The organism is Stappia sp. ICDLI1TA098, assembly GCF_054880955.1.
Genome location: NZ_JBTZBT010000003.1, coordinates 57,051 through 74,312 on the forward strand (window position 1 = coordinate 57,051; position 17,262 = coordinate 74,312).

Annotated in this window: 13 protein-coding genes, 1 tRNA gene and 1 pseudogene; 8 read left to right on the forward strand and 7 right to left on the reverse strand. The window is 68.3% G+C overall.

Going from position 1 to position 17,262, the window contains the following annotated elements; genetic code table 11:
- Positions 1-4: 4 nt before the first annotated feature.
- Positions 5-583, reverse strand: coding sequence for a YqaA family protein (locus ACSLUQ_RS15295; RefSeq protein WP_417771646.1), 579 nt, complete (start codon positions 581-583; stop codon positions 5-7).
- A 158-nt stretch (positions 584-741) separates the two neighbouring features.
- Here ACSLUQ_RS15295 and ACSLUQ_RS15300 point away from each other — a divergent pair.
- A tRNA-Leu gene (locus tag ACSLUQ_RS15300) sits at positions 742-828 on the forward strand.
- A gap of 158 nt (positions 829-986) precedes the next feature.
- Positions 987-1,619 carry a class II aldolase/adducin family protein gene (locus tag ACSLUQ_RS15305; RefSeq protein ID WP_461809023.1) on the forward strand — a complete coding sequence of 211 codons (633 nt, stop codon included), beginning with the start codon at positions 987-989 and terminating at the stop codon, positions 1,617-1,619.
- A gap of 15 nt (positions 1,620-1,634) precedes the next feature.
- Here the strand turns inward: ACSLUQ_RS15305 and ACSLUQ_RS15310 are convergent, their stop codons facing one another.
- A complete protein-coding gene (locus tag ACSLUQ_RS15310) occupies positions 1,635-2,180 on the reverse strand; it encodes a hypothetical protein (protein WP_417771644.1) in 546 nt (181 codons plus the stop codon).
- A 162-nt stretch (positions 2,181-2,342) separates the two neighbouring features.
- On the opposite strand from ACSLUQ_RS15310, the gene ACSLUQ_RS15315 reads away from it, so the two are divergent.
- Positions 2,343-3,914: a CYTH and CHAD domain-containing protein gene (locus ACSLUQ_RS15315; protein ID WP_461809024.1), complete on the forward strand. Its 1,572-nt coding sequence runs from the start codon at positions 2,343-2,345 to the stop codon at positions 3,912-3,914.
- A gap of 487 nt (positions 3,915-4,401) precedes the next feature.
- On the opposite strand, the gene ACSLUQ_RS15320 is transcribed toward ACSLUQ_RS15315, so the two are convergent.
- A complete protein-coding gene (locus ACSLUQ_RS15320; protein WP_461809025.1) occupies positions 4,402-7,317 on the reverse strand; it encodes an AsmA family protein in 2,916 nt (971 codons plus the stop codon).
- Between the two features lie 235 nt (positions 7,318-7,552).
- Between ACSLUQ_RS15320 and ACSLUQ_RS15325 the strand changes: the two genes are divergently transcribed.
- The 3 genes from ACSLUQ_RS15325 (at position 7,553) to asnB (ending at position 10,973) form a co-directional block, all read left to right on the forward strand.
- Complete coding sequence (locus ACSLUQ_RS15325) at positions 7,553-8,047, forward strand: tellurite resistance TerB family protein (protein ID WP_461809026.1); 495 nt, start codon at positions 7,553-7,555, stop codon at positions 8,045-8,047.
- A gap of 69 nt (positions 8,048-8,116) precedes the next feature.
- Entirely contained in the window at positions 8,117-8,863 is a 747-nt protein-coding gene (locus tag ACSLUQ_RS15330) for a glutamine amidotransferase (protein WP_417771640.1), read from the forward strand.
- Positions 8,864-9,011: 148 nt separating this feature from the next.
- A complete protein-coding gene (gene asnB / locus ACSLUQ_RS15335; protein WP_461809027.1) occupies positions 9,012-10,973 on the forward strand; it encodes an asparagine synthase (glutamine-hydrolyzing) in 1,962 nt (653 codons plus the stop codon).
- 52 nt (positions 10,974-11,025) lie between these two features.
- On the opposite strand, the gene alc is transcribed toward asnB, so the two are convergent.
- From alc to ACSLUQ_RS15350, 3 genes and pseudogenes are all read right to left on the reverse strand, one after another.
- The gene (alc, locus tag ACSLUQ_RS15340) at positions 11,026-12,039 is read right to left on the reverse strand and encodes an allantoicase (protein ID WP_461809028.1); all 1,014 of its coding nucleotides are present in this window, start codon (positions 12,037-12,039) and stop codon (positions 11,026-11,028) included.
- 64 nt (positions 12,040-12,103) lie between these two features.
- A pseudogene (gene uraD, locus ACSLUQ_RS15345) lies at positions 12,104-12,604 on the reverse strand (2-oxo-4-hydroxy-4-carboxy-5-ureidoimidazoline decarboxylase); the annotation flags it as partial.
- A gap of 308 nt (positions 12,605-12,912) precedes the next feature.
- Entirely contained in the window at positions 12,913-13,842 is a 930-nt protein-coding gene (locus tag ACSLUQ_RS15350) for a LysR family transcriptional regulator (RefSeq protein ID WP_417771637.1), read from the reverse strand.
- Between the two features lie 261 nt (positions 13,843-14,103).
- On the opposite strand from ACSLUQ_RS15350, the gene ACSLUQ_RS15355 reads away from it, so the two are divergent.
- Both ACSLUQ_RS15355 and ACSLUQ_RS15360 read left to right on the forward strand, forming a co-directional pair.
- Complete coding sequence (locus ACSLUQ_RS15355) at positions 14,104-15,333, forward strand: urate hydroxylase PuuD (RefSeq protein WP_461809029.1); 1,230 nt, start codon at positions 14,104-14,106, stop codon at positions 15,331-15,333.
- A gap of 125 nt (positions 15,334-15,458) precedes the next feature.
- Positions 15,459-16,280, forward strand: coding sequence for a MipA/OmpV family protein (locus ACSLUQ_RS15360; RefSeq protein WP_417771635.1), 822 nt, complete (start codon positions 15,459-15,461; stop codon positions 16,278-16,280).
- Positions 16,281-16,371: 91 nt separating this feature from the next.
- Here the strand turns inward: ACSLUQ_RS15360 and ACSLUQ_RS15365 are convergent, their stop codons facing one another.
- Complete coding sequence (locus tag ACSLUQ_RS15365; RefSeq protein ID WP_461809030.1) at positions 16,372-17,232, reverse strand: pentapeptide repeat-containing protein; 861 nt, start codon at positions 17,230-17,232, stop codon at positions 16,372-16,374.
- Positions 17,233-17,262 lie beyond the last annotated feature (30 nt).

Genomic DNA, 17,262 nt, shown 5'->3' on the forward strand with positions numbered 1-17,262 from the left:
TTCGTCACAGATACTTGATCACGACAAAGCCCCCGACCAACCCCACGACAAAGACAGTGAACACGAGCCCCAGCCGCTTCTCGATGAAGTCGCGGATCGACGGTCCGAACAGATAGAGCAGGCCCGCAACGATGAAGAAACGCAACCCTCTGGCAAAGACGCTCGCCAGCATGAACACGGCGAAGTCGAGCCCCGTCGCGCCACTGGCAATGGTGATAACCTTGTAAGGGAAGGGCGTTACGCCGGCGATGAAGACGATCCAGGCGCCATAATCGTTGAACTGCTCGCGAAACAGCTCGAACTTGTCGAGATATCCGTAGAAGTCGAGGATCGGCTCGGCGAGCTGCAGGAACAGGAAGGCGCCGATGGCGTATCCGGCCGCGCCGCCGACGACCGAGGTCACCGTGCACAGCGCCGCATAGGCGAAGGCCTTGCCGCGCCGGGCGATCACCATGGGGATCAGCAGGATGTCCGGCGGGATCGGAAAGAACGAGCTTTCCGCGAACGACACAGCCCCGAGCGCCAGCGGCGCGCGGCGTCCCGAGGCAAGCGACATGGTCCAGTCGTAGAGGCGGCGCAACATCCCCGCTGATTAGCCGCTTGCGGGGCGCTTGTCATCCGTTTCCGCGCGCCCGCGCCCGCGTCAGCGGGCATGTCGCGAAAGCCCGATGTTTCAATTGACGCAAGAAGCGCCTTGGCTATGATCGCGCCCGTTCGTGCGGAGCGGCCTCCGCGCCGAATGCCCCCGTGGCGGAATTGGTAGACGCGACGGATTCAAAATCCGTTTCCCTAACCGGAGTGTCCGTTCGAGTCGGACCGGGGGCACCACATGACGGCAGGCCAGGCAGAGCGCCGGCGCGCCGCGATGCTGTTCTCCACGCCTGTTTCCGGTTCCGTTCCGGGCGTCGACGCCGTTCCGGCCCGGGTGCAGGCCCCTGCAACTGGCCCCGACCGCCTCCGCCGCGCACCCCGACCTCCGCCAGGCGGTGATCGACACCTGTCTCGCGATGAACGCCTCCGGCCTCAACCAGGGCACCTCCGGCAATGTTTCGGTGCGCGTCGGGGACGGCTACCTGATCACCCCCTCCGGCGTCGCCTACGCGGCGATGACGCCCGACCAGATCGTCACCATGGCGCCGGACGGCAGCCATTCCGGCAACTGGGTTCCCTCTTCGGAATGGCGCATGCACCACGACATCTACGCCGCGCACCCACAGGCCGGTGCCGTCGTTCATGTGCATTCGACCCACGCCACGGCGGTGTCCTGCCTGCGCCGCGACATTCCCCCGTTCCACTACATGATCGCCGTCGCCGGCGGCGCGACGCTGCGCTGCGCCGACTACGCGACCTTCGGCACCCAGGCGCTGTCGGACCACATGCTGGCAGCGCTTGCCGGCCGCAGCGCCTGCCTGCTCGCCAACCATGGCCAGATCTGCTTCGGCCCGACGCTGGAAAAGGCACTGTGGCTGGCCGGCGAGGTCGAGGCGCTCTGCCACCAGTACACCGTCGCCTGCCAGACCGGCACGCCGGTGATTCTGTCGGAGGCGGAGATGGCGGAGGTCATCGAGCGCTTTGCCACCTATGGCAAGCAGCCGGAGCGCAAACCGATTTCAGATTGACCCAAGCCTCGCGCCTCAGGGCGCGGATGCCGGCTCCTGCCGCCGCTGCCCTTCCGGCGCCGGCGCGCGGTTGTAGCCAGGCCCGATCGTGAGCGGCCGGTCCGGCACCCGCGCCGGGTCGACATCGCTGCGGATCGTCGTTTCGTGGGTTTCGAGTGGCGTTGTCCCGCCATAGTCGTAGAGGTCGACCCTGACCCGATAGGGCTGGTCCTTGACCACGCCATGAACCGCCGGCGTCTCGAGGCCGTAGCGGGTCAGCCCGTGGCGAATGCGCCGCTCAAGCACGATGTCCGCGCCCCCGGCCGGATCCTCGAATGTCGCCACGATCCGCGACTGCGACGTCGTCGCCTTCTGCACCAGCACGGTGATGCCGGCGCGGATCTCGCCGAGCCTGTAGTAGACGAGAAAGCCGCCACCGGCGATGCGGACATGGGTCAGCGCCTGCTGATGGGCGCGCTGGTAGACGATCACCGTCACGGCGATGAGCGCCAGCGCCAGCACCAATGCGCCCGCCGCGACACGAAACCCCCGCGTTTTCTCGAATTCGACCACAGCCGCCATGGCGCGGCTCTCCCGCATCGCCTGCGTCCTGGCTATCAGCCTAGCACCGGCAGCGCCGGCGCGCGAGCGTGCTGACGCAGCGGCCCGCCGGTAGCCGGCAAAGCAAAGCGCACTCAGCGCGCTTTTCTGGACAGCCCCCGGAAAACCGGCTAGAGCATTGGCATGACCGAGAAAACCCAAGAGACCGAGCTCAAGCTCGAACTGGACAAGGCCGACCTGCAGCGCCTGAAGAAAGCTGCCGCACCGGCCGGTTTCTCGGTGGCACGAGCCGTGACGCGGCCGCTGGCGTCGATCTATTTCGACACCCCCGACCTGGCGCTGAAACGCGCGAAATGGTCGCTTCGGGTGCGCAGGGTCGGCAACGACTGGATCCAGACTGTGAAGGCGGGCACCGGCGTCGTCGCCGGCCTGTCGCGACCGCGCGAATACGAGGTCGAGGTCGCCGCCCCTGTTCCCGACCTGACCCGCATTGCCGACGAAACGGTGCGTGAGGGGCTTTGGAAGCTCATCGACGGCGCGCCGCTCGATCAGGTCTTCGAGACCCGCATGACCCGCACGACGCGGGTTTTTTCCGCAGGTGAAAACACCGAGATCGAACTGGCGCTCGATGCCGGGGAAATCCACGCGGGCGCCAGCGCCCATCCGCTGTTCGAGGCCGAGTTCGAGCTGATGGCCGGCCCCGTCGAGGCGCTGTTCGACCTTGCCTCGGCACTTCCGGGACTGGACCGCGCGCGCCTGTCGCCGATGAGCAAGGCCGGGCGCGGCTATGCGCTTCTGGATGGCGGCCTGCCGCAGCCGGCCCCTCTCAAGGCCGACGACGTGGCGCTGACCCCCGGGGACACAGCCGAGAGCGCCTTTCGCGCCATCCTGCGCTCCTGCCTGACGCAGATCGCCGCCAACCGCGACGCCGTGCTCGCCGGCGAGGCGCCCGAGGCCCCGCACCAGCTTCGCATCGGCCTGCGGCGTCTGCGCAGCGCGCTCAAGATCCACGCCCGGCTGCTTGACCCACCGACGCGCGAGGCGCTCGACAACGCCGCCCGCGCGCTTGCCACGACGGTCGGCGCCCTGCGCGACCTTGACGTTCTGGCGACCGATATCCTGGCTCCCGCCCTTGCCGAAGCGCCCGATGAGGTTCCAGCCCGGGCGCTTGCGGAAACCATCGCCGCCCGGCGCATCGAGGTGCGCGGAGAGGTCCGCGCCGCGCTCGAGGGCGCGCAGGTCAACGCTCTTGTCTTCGCGCTCGCGCGTCTTGCCGAGGGTGAGGGCTGGCGGGCGCGGGCGGTGGCCGCCCTCGGTCCGGAAATCGACGACGCCTGGCGGATGCCGGCGCGCGAGTTCGCCGCGCGCGCCATGCACAAGCGCTGGAAGGCGGCCGCCCGCCTCGGCGCGCGCATCGACGATCTCGACCTCGAGGAACGCCACGACATGCGCAAGGCGCTGAAGAAGCTGCGCTACACCTTGGAGTTCTACCGCCCGCTGTTCCAGCGCAAGACGATGAAGCCCTTCCTGTCGAAGCTGAAGCGGCTGCAGGATGTCTTCGGCTATCTCAACGATGTCGCCATGGCGCGTGGCCTCGTGCGGCTGGTCGGCGAGACGGCCGGGGGCGACGCCGACCGCGCACTCGCCGCCGGCTTCGTTCTCGGCTGGCACGAGGCACGCGCCGCCCGCGCCTGGCAAGACGCCCGCGCGCTGTGGGACGACACCCGCGCCGCCGACCGTTTCTGGAAATCCTGACGCCCCCGCCGAGCGAGATGGCCAAGCAGAAGTGCGCGCCAGCCGGGCAGGAGAGCCCAGCGGCCGGGCGTGAGTGAGAAGCCGTCAGGCGAGGGCAGCGGCTCAGCACGTTCCGCAGACACAAGACGGGCCCCTTGCGCCCACCTGCAACCCATTCGCCCCGACAACAGGCCGCCCTCGACACAAGCGGCCCGCACGGGCGCCCCCCGGCACAGACCGACCGCGCCTCCCGCACCGCCGTCACCCCGGGCTTGACCCGGGGCCTATTGGATCCCCGAGCGCTGGCGGTCAAGACACCGGGCATGCGGACCGCTGCGGGCGAACCGACCCCCGCCCCGCATGCCGCGACGTGGATTGGATCCCGGGTCAAGCCCGGGATGACGCCGAGGAGAACGAATCGCGGCGCACGCCAGCGCGGGCGTGCGGCCTGCCTTCGGCCTGATCGGAGGCTGGCCGCGCCGCTGTTTTGCCGCCGGCGCTCGTCGGATCAGGGGCTCGGTTGCGCCGGCGTCGCGGTTCCGCCGCTGTCTCGCGGCTGCTTTTTCCGGCCGCCGAGCGAGCCGAGGAAGCCCTGCGGCAGGCCGAAGCCCTGCTCCACCGCATCGAGCACCTCCTGGTCGTCGACCTCGCCGTCGATCACCTTCTGCACGTCGATATGGGTGGAGCCGCCGGTGGCGCGACCGATGGCGTCGTTCGCGGCGTTGGTCAGCGCGTCGCCGACGGATCCGCCGCCCTTGCCGCTCTCGCGCGCCGACGACAGCGCCTTGACGAGGCCCCCGCCAAAGCCGTCGAGCTGCTTCAGCGCGGCTTGCGGGTTTTCGAGAATGCCCTGGATATCCGGATAGATTTGCGGCCGGGCCCAGGGGCCGCGCACGATCACCGGCACGCCAAGCCCTTCCAGCGCATGGCTCTCGCCCTTGCCGAGCGGCACCGGCGGCGCGCCCTCGAGCGTCGCCACCACGCGCGGCTCCAGCCGCCAGTCGAGCAGCTTCTCCGGCATGTCGATGCGGCCCGAGCCGGTCATGCGCACCAAGGGCCCGACCAGCGCCAGATCATCCGAGGTGGCGATGCCACGGGCAATCTCGAAGCCCGCGCCCAGTGCCGAGAAGTCGGTCTTCTGTTCCGGGTTCGACGCCCAGCCAAGCAGGGTGTCGACGGTCAGCCCGCGCACCATGCGCGGAATGTTGATGCCACGGATCGAGCCGTTGGCGAAGTCGAAGCGCGCCGTGCCGGCCAGGCTCGAGACCAGCTCGAAGGTGCTGGTGCCGCGCGCGAGGAGATCCGTGCCGACGGTGAGTTCGCCGTCGATCCAGTCGAAGCCGGCAAGGGCTGCAAGCAGGCTGCGGCCGCCGACGCCGGCAAGATCGAAGGACGCGGCGAGCTCCGGCACCGCGCCGCCGCCGTCGAGCATCAGCCGCCCCTTGCCGGAACCGCCGTAAAGCGCCATTTCGGCCAGCGTCGCCTCAAGCTTGCCGCCGGAAAGCACCACCTTGAGCCGGCTCGGGCCAACCTCGACGCCATCCCAGGAAATCGCCTTGGCGGTCAGGTCGAGGTCGGCGGCAAAGGCCTTGAGGCCGGAGAGATCGATGGGGGCGCGGCTCCAGCCGCTGCCTTCCGCGCCGGGCACGCGCGGCGCGGACTCGATGCCGCCGCTGCGTGCGGCCTGCATGTAGGGATCGACCGCCAGCCGGTCGAGGGCGAGCGTGCCGGTGAGCTTCGGCGGGCTGGAGAGCGTCAGCGTGCCCTCGCCCGTGCCCGTGGTCTCGTCGAGCCGGATATGCGCCTGGCGGAAGCTGACGGCCGTCTCGCTCGTGTCGAGCTTGCCGGAAAACGCAAAGCGCTTCAGCCCGCCGTCGCCGGAAAGAGGCATGCCGAGCCAGCCGGCAAGACCGCGCAGATCGGCCGTCTCGACGACGACGTCGCCGTCGAGGCCGCTGGCCGGCGAGAAGGCGCCCTCATAGCCCAGCGTCACCCGGCTGCCGGAAATCCGCAGCGAGGTCGGGGCCGGCATGCCCGCCATCATCAGCGCCGGCGTCGCCGATCCGTCGACGCGGAACGCCTCGCCACGCCATGTCAGCCCACCGTTCAGCGTCACCGGCGCATCGAGACCGGAGAAGCTGACGGCCAGCGCCAGGTTCTCGATCTTCGAGGCCGCCGGATCGTCGCCAAGCGGCGCCGGCAGCGCCAGTCCGGAGATGCCGCCGCCGGCGAGGCTGAGCTTGCCGGCAATGTCGAGCGTGCCCATGAGCCGTGCCATGTCGCTGCCCGAGGCCGACAGGCGCACGTCACCCGCCAGCGTGCCGCGCGCTTCCTCGCTTCGCCCGGCAAGGGCAAGAAGGTTCGACAGGCTCGCGTCGGCAAGCGCCAGCCGCGCCTCGACGGCCGGCTCGCCGCTGGAAAGATCCGCGCGGCCGTCGCCGCGAAGCTGCGCCTCGCCAAGCCTGGCCGTCAGCCCGGCGACGTCGACCGCGTTCCTTGTCAGGCGAAGCTGCGCCGTCATGCCGAAGGAGCCGGGTTCGGGGCCGGTGGCGACGCCGAAGACGGCAAGCGTCTCGCCCAGCGCCGCGCCCTCGGCCGAAACCCTGAGATTGCTTTCGCCCGACATCGACGCATCACCGGTGACGCCGGCCGTGACGCCGGCACCCGTCAGCGTCAGTTCGACGCCGCTGGCCTCGCCTTCCGCCAGCGCCAGGGGCGCCGCGATGTCGCCGGCCACCTCGATCTCGACGCCGCGGTGGACGAAGCTGCCGGAAAGGTCCATCGGCCCGGCGAGCGAGGGCAGCGACACCTGCATGTCGATCTTCTCGATCCGCTGACCGCCCTCGACCGGGCCGATCACCAGCGTGCCGTTGGTAACGGTGAGCCTGTCGACGCCGATGCGCGCCAGCATCGCCGCGCCGCCGGCCGCTTCCGCCGCCCGGCCCTCATCCGCCGTCTCGACCGCGCCGGGTCGCTCGGACCGCGCGGCCTCGGAATTGCTCTCGGAAATCGCCTCGGTCGCCGCGCTCCAGCGGTCGAGCGGAAAGCCCTCCGCCGCCTTGACGGCTTCCGTGCCGGTGTCGCCGCCGACCTGCACCTGCGGCCTGTCGAGCGCGATGTGGGTGAGTTTCGCCGACCCGCCGAAGAGCGTGCCCCAGGCGAGACCGAAGTCGACCTCGCCGACGCGCAGGAACTCCATGCCGTCCGGCCCGGCGACGCCGACGTCGCTGGCGGTCATGCGCAAGCCCGGCAGCAGCGACAGGCCGACCGCCCCGTCGAGCCGCAGGTGCCAGCCGGTGCGGGCCTCGATCTGCGCGATCAGCTCGGCCCGGATGGCATCCTTCGGCAACAGCAGCGGCACGACCATCGCCAGCGCCAACAACGCCACGAGACCGCCGACAACACCAATCGCAAGCCTTTTCACGCAAACACCCCATCATCGAATCAGCCGCCAGTTTACGACAAAGCATGTCGACAGCATGGCCGAAGACGCTGCTTTGCTGCCGTGCGGCATGGACTTTTTCGGCAAGATTGCCAATGTTGCTCGTCTGGGGCCTGTCGTGTCGCGCCCGTTGGCGCCCCGGCCAAGGGCGCCGGGCGGCGGCGGCAGAGCGCGTTAAGCGGCGGGGCTGCCCCGCGGCCGGACCTGAGGAGGGCACATGTTTCCAGCGTTGAAGCGTTTCCTGAAGACCGTGGTGACGGGGGAAGCGGACGACCTGACCTTCGCCGAGGACGACCATCGGCTCGCCGCCGCGGCACTCCTTGTTCACATCATCGCCGTCGACGGCGTCGTGGACGATGCGGAGCGCGAGATGCTGTCGCAGGTGCTGCGCACGACCTACCAGCTCACTCCCGAGATGACGGCGGAACTGATCGAGGCGGCGACGAAGCGCGACGCCGAGGCTGTCGATCTTTACGGCTTCACCTCGGTGCTGAAGCGCACGCTCGACATCGACGGCCGGCTCAAGGTGCTGGAGATGATGTGGGAGCTTGTCTACGCCGACGGCACGGTGCACGAGTTCGAGGACAACACGATCTGGCGCGTCGCCGAGCTGATGGGCATCTCCTCGCGCGAGCGGCTGGCGCTGCGCCGCAAGGTCGCCGCCCATACCCATGTCGACAGCGGCGACGCGGACGAGGGCGAGGCCTCCTGAGTTTCGCTCAGCCGGACACGACCGAACGCCCCTCGACGGCGGCCCCGATTGCACGCTAAACTCAAGATCATGATCATAGATCCGAAGCAATTTGCAGATCGCCCGAAGGTTCTGATCGTCCTGCATCAGGAAACCTCGACGCCCGGCCGCGTCGGACAGGAGCTTGTCCGGCGCGGGTTTGCTCTCGACATCCGACGCCCGCGCTTCGGTGACCTTCTGCCGGAAACGCTTGCCGATCATGCCGGCGCGGTGGTCTTCGGCGGCCCGATGAGCGCCAATGATCCCGAGGCCTTCGTCTCGCGCGAGATCGATTGGATCGGCGTGCCGCTGAAAGAGAGGAAGCCCTTTCTCGGCATTTGCCTTGGCGCGCAGATGATGGCCCGCCACCTCGGCGCGCCGGTCTATGGCCACGACGACGGCCTCGTCGAGATCGGCTATTACGACCTCCACCCGACCAGCGCGGGCAAGACCTTCATGCCCTGGCCGCGCAAGGTCTACCAGTGGCATCGCGAAGGCTTCGGCCTGCCCCATGGCGCGGAGCTTCTGGCCTCCGGCGACACCTACCCCAATCAGGCGATCCGCTACGGGCCGGCCGCCTATGCGATCCAGTTTCACCCGGAGCTCACCTACCACATGATGGTGCGCTGGACGACGCGCGGCGCGCCGCGCATGGCGCTTCCCGGCGCCCGCCAGCGGCGCGACCATTTCGCCGGGCGCTATGTGTTCGATCCGGAGGTCAAGGCCTGGCTCGACGGTTTCCTTGACCGCTGGATCGGCCGCGCCGACGCACCCGCCCTTGCCGAGGCTGCCGAATAGGCCTTCGCCGCAGCTCTCGCCTTCCTCTCGTCGCGTTTTCCGGTAAAACCCGGACCTCTCGCCTCGTCCTTTTCAGCCGCGCCAACGTGCTTTAAGGGTCGCAAGGCGACCTGGGCCACGACCTGTTCGGCCAGAGACGGAGCGTGACATGTGCGGCATTGCCGGGATTTTCAGGCCGAACGGCCTCAGCGACGCGGACCAGGGCCTTCTTGACGCCATGGGCGAGGCGATCGCCCACCGGGGGCCGGACGCGCACGCCACCTGGACGGATCCGCGCGCCGGCATCGGCCTGGTTCACCGCCGCCTGTCGATCCTCGATCTGACCGAGGCCGGCGCCCAGCCGATGCACTCCGCCTGCGGCCGCTACACGATCTGCTACAATGGCGAGATCTACAATTACCTCGATCTGCGTCGGGAGCTGGAGGAGGAAGGCCATGCGCCCGTCTGGCGCGGCCATTCCGACACCGAGGTGCTGCTTGCCGGCGTCGTCGCCTGGGGGCTGGCGGCAACGCTGTCGCGCACCAGCGGCATGTTCGCCATCGCTCTCTGGGACCGGGAGACCCGGCGCCTGACGCTGACCCGCGACCGCTTCGGCGAGAAGCCCCTGCATGTCGCGGTCTTCGACGGAGAAATCGCCTTCGCCTCGGAAATCAAGGCGTTGAAGCGGCATCCGCGCTGGCAGGGCCGCATCGACCGGCAGGCCATCGCCCAATGCCTGCGCCACGGCTACATTTCCGCCCCCCTCACCGCCTTCGAGAATGTGGTGAAGATCGAACCGGGCGCCTGCGTCGAGATCGACGCGGCGGCGATAGCGCCGGAGCAGTGGCGCAAGACGCTCTTCTGGGATGCGCTCGCCGAGGCACGCGACGCCCGCGCCAACCGCTTCTCCGGCTCGCCCGAGGCCGCGGTCACCCGGCTCGACTCGCTGCTGCGCGAATCCGTCGCCCGCCAGATGATCTCCGACGTGCCGCTTGGCGCTTTCCTCTCCGGCGGCATCGACAGTTCGACCGTCGCCGCCATGATGCAGTCGCTGAGCAGCGTGCCGGTCGAGACCTTCTCGCTCGGCTTCGACGACAAGGCGACCAACGAGGCGGAGTTCGCCCGCGCCGTCGCCGCCCATCTCGGCACCAGCCACAACGAGATCTACCTGTCCGGCGAAGAGGCGCGCGACCTGGTGGCGAAGATGCCGGAGGTCTACGACGAGCCCTTCACCGACCAGTCGCAGCTGCCGACCTATCTGGTCGCCCGTTTCGCCCGGTCCAAGGTGACGGTGAGCCTGTCGGGCGACGCCGCCGACGAGCTTTTCGCCGGCTACGGCCGCTACCATTCCATCGCCCGGCAATGGTCTGGCTCGCCCTTTTCAGCGCTCGCCCGCGGCGCCCAGCGCGCCTGGATCCGGGCGCAGCTCGCGCTTCTCGTCGCCCCGGCGGAAAAGCGCGGAAGCGCCCGCGTGGCCGGCGGCCGTTCGCCGGCAAGCCTGCGGCTGCGGCTGGAGGAAAAGCTCGCCCGTTTCGACACCCCATCGGCCACCGCCGCCTATGAGCGCAAGTTCACCCTGCTCGACGGCGCCGACCGGCTGGTGCCGGGAACCCGGCGCCTCACCCACCCGCTGCTGGAAACGGTGGCCGCCGAGACGGACTGGACACCGCTCGAGCAGGCCAGCTTCCTCGACCTCACCCACTACCTGCCGGACGACATCCTGGTGAAGGTCGACCGCGCCGCCATGGCCCACAGCCTGGAAACGCGCGTTCCCTTCCTCGATCCGGACGTCGTCCGCTTCGCCCTGTCCCTGCCCGACGACATCCGGCTGATGGATGGCCAGCGCAAGGGCGTGGTCAAGGCGGTGCTCGACCGCTATGTGCCGGCCGCGCTCTGGGACCGGCCCAAGCGCGGCTTCGGCATTCCCTCCGCAAGCTGGCTGAAGGGCCCCCTCAGGCCGCTGGCCGAGGACATGTTCGCGCCCGACACGCTGGCGCGCACCGACGTCCTCGACCCCACGCTGGTGCGGCTGTTCTGGGAGGATTTCCTGGCCGGCGACAAGCGCCGCGCCAACATCGTGTGGGCGATGTTCGTCGTCCAGCTCTTCCTGGAACGCGAAACCCGCGGCTGAAGCGAGCGCGGACCCGCCCCGCCTCAACAGCGGCCTCGGTGCCGGCCCCGCCTCAGTCCAGCGTGCCGAAGAGCCTCAGCCGGCTGACGCCGCCATCGGGGAAGATGTTGAGCCGGACGTGGGTGAGCGGACCGATGTCCTGGACCTGCGCGGCGGGGATATCGTGGATCGCATCGGCGGTGAGCGGCGTGCGCGCGATCAGCTCCGGCCAGAACATCGACGAGGTGACCACGGCCCGCTCCAGATCGCCGGCGAGATCGCCCAGATCCGCTGCCTGAATCGAGAAGCTCTCCGGGAAATTACCCTTGTAGAAAGCGGTGTCGAGCGCGGCGCGGGCGATGCGACCACGCGCCCCGAGCTCGACGATGATCCAGTCGTTGCCCGGCTCGCGCCGCCGCCGGGTTTCCCAGCCGTCGCCCATATTGAGGCCGCGTCCCGGTGCCAGCAGCCGGTGATAGGCGCCGTAATGGGCGTCGGAGAAGGCAACGATGCGCGCGCCGTTGAGCGCCGAGGCAAGGTCCAGCTCGCCGCCGCCGGCCGCCTTCGGATCCAGCGCCGGCCGGCCGTAGACACGAAAGCGCGCCACGCCGCCATCGGGATGGATATGCAGCCGCACATGGGTGAATGCCGTGTCGGCGGCGCAGGCGAAAAAGTGATGCGCGCTCGCCCCCAGCGGCGACATCGGCACCAGCTCCACCCAGTCGCTCGACCCGTCCGGGTCGCCCTGCGAGACGCAGGCCTCGATGCGGCAGGCGGGGGGATAGTTTCCGGTGAAATGGGATGTGTCGACGTCAAACCCGGTGATGCGCCCGCGCGCCGCGAGCCGCACCACGGCGCTGTCGTGACCCGCCCCCCGGCGGCGGCGCGATTCCCAGCCGTCCATCCACTTTCCGTGGTCGTCATAGCGGTCGGGATAGAACACCGCCTCGCTGTCGTCGAGCATGCGCGCGACCGGAGCGAAGAAGTCGTCGGTCGCCGAAAGCGCCGCCGCGCCGAGGCCGGCTGAGGCAAGATTGATGTCGCGCAGCGCGAAAGCCGGGCGGTCGGAAGCGGGAACGGTCGTCATGGCGAAGGTCCTTCGGGAACAGCGGCTGGAAAGAAAGAAAGCCGGCTTCGTATTTGTCTGAAAGTCAGTCGGGGAGCAGGTCGGCAAGGCGAAGGCCGGCGATCCGTTCGACCTGGGCACAGGCCGTCTCGAACTCGCTCTCCCGGTCGCTGGCGACCCGCGCCTCGAAATTCTCGAGAATCTCCGCCTTGGTCCGCCCCTTCACCGCGAGAATGAAGGGAAATCCGTAGCGGGCCTTGTAGGCCTCGTTGAGTTCGCTGAAGCGCGCCCGCTCCGCGTCGGTAAGCGCGTCGAGCCCGGCCGACGCCTGCTCGGCGGACGAGGAGGCGGTGAGCCGCTTCGCCGCCGCCAGCTTGCCGGCAAGATCCGGGTGGGCGAGGAGCACGCCGAGACGCTCGTCGGCGCTGCCCGCGCGAAACGCGGCGCAAAGAGCACCATGCAGCCCGCCGGCACGGTCGGCCGCCTCCGGCAGGCCGGCATCGAAAGCGCGTCCGGCGACCCAGGGCGAATGTTCGAAGACACCGCCGAAGCGGTCGACGAAGGCCTCGCGGGTCATCGTGCTCGGTCGCTGGTGTCGATCGTCGCTCATGGTCTCGTTCTACGCTCCACTGCCGTCTCCGCAGCACGGGCGGAGCACATTTGATCTATTGATAATCCAGAATAATAGCCCTGATTATCAAAATTCCATTGAAAGACATTTCGTCTGCCGCCGCCTGTCCCCGCTTCCAGGTGCCCGCGGCGTCGGGCTCAATCCCCGCCTGCACACCGGTCACTGGCGTGTCGCGGCCCTGCACGCCAGCGGGCCGGAGACGCACAAAATGACGTCATTCAGGCCTTCGATTTGCACGAATTGCAGCAATCGAAGCAGATTTGTCAGGCAGCCGGCAAGGTCCCGAGCCGCGCCGACACCTCCGCCCGGCAGCGCTCGACGACGAAATCGAGAAAAAGCCGGATCTTCGGATCCTGGTAGCGCTTGTGCGGATAGAGCGCGGCAAGCCGCACCGGCGGCGGCGGCGTCTCGGCGCAGACGACCTCCAGACGCCCGGCGGCCAGATGGTCGGCGACCTCGATCAGCGGCTTGTTGACGATCCCGGCCCCGGCAAGCGCCCAGTCGGTCAGCACGTCGCCGTCATCGGACTCAAAGGGCCCGAAGACCTCGTGGCGCTGCGGCCCGTCGGGCCCGACCAGGGTCCAGTGAAATTCGCTGGACCCGGGAAAGCGCAGCAGCAGGCAGTCGTGCCGGTCGCGCACCAGCGCCGCGCCGCTTTCCGGCCGGCCACGCCGGTTGAGATAGGACGGGGCGGCGCAGAGCACCCGAGGGCAGTCGAAGACGGGGCGCATCCTGAGCTCCGAGTCTGCCGGCGTGCCGAGGACAAAGGCAATGTCGAGCCCCTCGCCCAGCACGTCGAGCCTGCGATCAGAGAGCCGCAGCCGCACGTCGATTTCCGCAAATGCCTGTTTGAACCGGGGAACCAGCGGCGCGATCAGCCGCCGCCCGATGCCGAGCGGTGCGGCGACGAAAATCGAGCCCCGGGGATTGCGCGACACGGCGGCGACCGCGGCTTCCGCCTCCTCGATCGCCTCCAGGATCTTCAGCGCCCCCTTGTGAAAGAGCGTCCCGTGCTCGGTCGGCGCCAGCTTGCGGGTCGTGCGGTTGAAAAGGCGCACGCCCAGATGCTTCTCAAGTTCAGCGATCCGGCTGGAGACCACCGCCGGCGACACCCGTTGATCGCGCGCGGCCGCCGACATCGAGCCGAGATCGACCACCCGCACGAACACCCGCAACATGTTCACATAGGACATAGACCCCGCCCAACCTCCTGGCGTCGAAGGGCATTTGCCACACGCCGGGCCTCAGGCTGTGGCGCGATACGGCAATTATCAAGTTGAATTTGAGAGTGCTGGAAAAATATGCGGCATTATTTGTAAATCGCCGGTCTGTCACTTTTGCGGCGAAGCTGGCTGGCGGGATCGCTCAGGCTCTGGCACGTTTCGTGCTCGCCACTTGGGCAGGCATCTCGCCGCCCGGCACATCCGGCGCGCGATAATCGAGGGAGAACGGGAATGGAACTGGCGATCATGTGGGACTGGCTCGCCTTCGCCGTGCGCTGGCTGCATGTGATCACGGCCATCGCCTGGATCGGATCATCCTTCTATTTCATCGCGCTGGACCTTGGCCTGCGCAAGGCGCCGGATCTGCCCGAGGGCGCACACGGCGAGGAATGGCAGGTCCACGGCGGGGGATTTTACCACATCCGCAAGTATCTGGTGGCCCCGGCGACGATGCCCGAGCACCTGACCTGGTTCAAATGGGAGAGCTACGCCACCTGGCTTTCCGGCTTCGCGCTCCTGTGCGTCGTCTACTACGCCAGCGCCGATCTCTATCTCATCGACCCGAACGTGCTCGAGATGTCACGCGCGACCGCGATCGCCGTCTCGATCGCCTCCATCGCGCTTGGCTGGATCATCTACGACCTGCTGTGCAAGTCGCCGCTCGGCAGAAGCACGACGGGCTTGATGCTGCTGCTTTATCTGGTTCTGGTCGCCATGGCCTGGGGCTACACCCAGGTCTTCACCGGCCGCGCCGCCTTCCTGCATCTGGGCGTCTTCACCGCGACGATCATGTCGGCAAATGTCTTCATGATCATCATCCCGAACCAGAAGAAGGTCGTCGCCGAGCTGCTGGCCGGAAAGACCCCTGACCCGGCTCTCGGAGCGCAGGCCAAGCAGCGGTCGCTTCACAACAACTATCTGACATTGCCTGTCATTTTCCTGATGCTGTCGAACCACTACCCGCTCGCCTTCGCCACTCCGTGGAACTGGGCGATCGCCTCGCTGGTGTTCCTGATGGGCGTCTCGATCCGTCATTTCTTCAACACGATGCACGCCGGCAAGGGCAAGCCCTGGTGGACGTGGCTGGTCACCGCGGCGCTGTTTGCAGCCATCGTCTGGCTCTCGATGCAGCCAGCCCCGGGCGCCGATCCGGCGGAGCTGGCCGAGGCCCGTCCCTCCCCGCGCCAGGCGCGCTTCATCGACGACCCGCATTTCGAGGCGGTGCGCGACACCGTGCTGTCGCGTTGCTCCATGTGCCACGCCCGCGAGCCACTGTGGGAGGGCATCGCCGCCGCGCCGAAGGGCGTGCTGCTGGAGACCGACACCGACATCGCCGCCCATGCGCGCGAGATCGCGCTGCAGGCGGGCTTCACCCACGCGATGCCACCGGCCAACATCACCTACGTCGAGCCCGAGGAGCGCGCCCGCCTCGTCGCCTGGTACGAGAGCGCCACCCGCTGAGGGCGGCATAGGTGCAAGGCTGCAACAATGGCACAAAATCGCATCAGCGTTAGGATTCGCGGGTCATTTTGCAGCTATAAGAAAGGCAATCGAGCCAACGACTTTTCCGGAGCGGTCGACCGACCATGCGCAAGACACTGAAGAACGTTCTCCTTCTCGCCGCTGCCAGCCTGCTCGCTGGCGCGACTGTCGCCAGTGCACAGGACAGCCTGACGCCGCCGGAGGACATGCCTGTGCCGTCGCGTCAGTACGTCGTCGACCTCGGCGTTGGTGCGCTCGTCCAGCCCAAGTACGAAGGGTCGGACAAGCTGATGATCACGCCGATGCCGATCATCAACTTCGCCCGCTTCTATTTTCCCGGCTACGGGCAGGTGACCGATGGCGAGATCAAGAAGCGCGGCTTCTTCTTCTATCCGTCCTTCAACTACGTCGGCGAGCGCAAGGCTTCCGACGCGGCCCATCTGACCGGCACCAACAAGGTCGACTGGGCGCTTGAGCTCGGCGCCGGCGCCGGCTTCCGCTATGACTGGTTCCAGGCCTTCGTCGAGGTTCGCCAGGGCATCAACGGGCACTCCGGTCAGGTCGGCCGCCTCGGTGCGGACGTGATCTTCAGCCCGATGGAGCGCCTGCAGCTGAGCCTCGGCCCGCGCGCCGACTTCGCCTCGGGCGACTACATGCGCACCTATTTCGGCGTCAGCGCCGCCGAGGCCGGCGCCGCCGGCAGCGTGCTGACCGCTTACCGTCCGAGCGGCGGCTTCAAGACCCTCGGCCTGCTCGGCCGCGCCAGCTACGCCATGAATGACACCACCTCGCTGCACCTTCAGGCCGGCTGGGACCGCTATGTCGGCGACGCCGCCAAGAGCCCGATCGTCAAGACCGGCGAGCGCGACCGCTTCACCATCGGCGCCGGCGTCACCTATCGCTTCGCCTTCGACCTCTTCGACTGAGGCCGGCTGACGGCCGCACGCAACGAAAAGGCCCGCCGCTTCCGATGAAGCGGCGGGCCTTTTTGCGTCGAGCCTGGCGTATCCGGGTCGCCTACTCGTCGTCCTCGGGCATCATGTCGTCGCAGGTCTTGAGCGAGATCCCGTAGGGAAGCTTCGTGCTCGCGTCCCCGCAGGCGCCGACCAGCCGGGCCTGCAGGAGCCCGCGCGCGCCGGAAAGGTCCGCGCCAACCAGCCGGGTGCGCCGAAGCAGCGCACCTTCCAGCACCGCCCCGTTAAAGTTCGCACCGGAAAGGTCCGCGCTTGAAAAGCGTGCACCCGAAAGATCCGTGTTGCTGAAGTTCGCTCCAACCGCCCTCACCCGATCGAAATCGGCGTTCGGCAGGCGCGCGCCGGAAAGATCCGCCCCCATCAGATCGGCGCGCTCCAGATTTGCGCCATCCATCTTCGCGCCCCGGAACGAGGCCTCGCCGGCGGCCATGCGGATCATCAGCGCGCTGCGCAGATCCGTCCCTGAAAGATCGGCTCCGGCAAGCGACGTCTCGATCAGATCCGAATCGCGCAGATCCGAGCCGGAGAGATCGGCGCCATCGAGCATCGCCTTCTCCAGGTCGACGCCGCGCATGGAGGCGTTCGAGATGTTGGCGCCGGAAAGGTCGGCCCGCTCCAGTTCGGTGCGCCGCAAATCCGCTCCGGAAAGATCCGCGCCGCGAAGCTCGGCCTGCTTGAGGTCGGTCTCGCGCAGGTTAGCCCCCGCGAGCCTTGGAGCATCGAGCTTGAGGCCGCGCAATTCGGACAGGCGAAGATCGCATCCCTCGCAGGCACCCTCGCGCTTCAGCTGCTCCAGATCCCCGGAGGCGCGGGCGACGGGCGTCTGGCCGGTGGCCAGAAACGCCAGCGCGACGCCCAGCGCAGCGGCGGCGGGAACCATATGGCGGGCACGAACGTCAGTCATGGCAAGGATCTCTCGTATGGGATGGCGCAT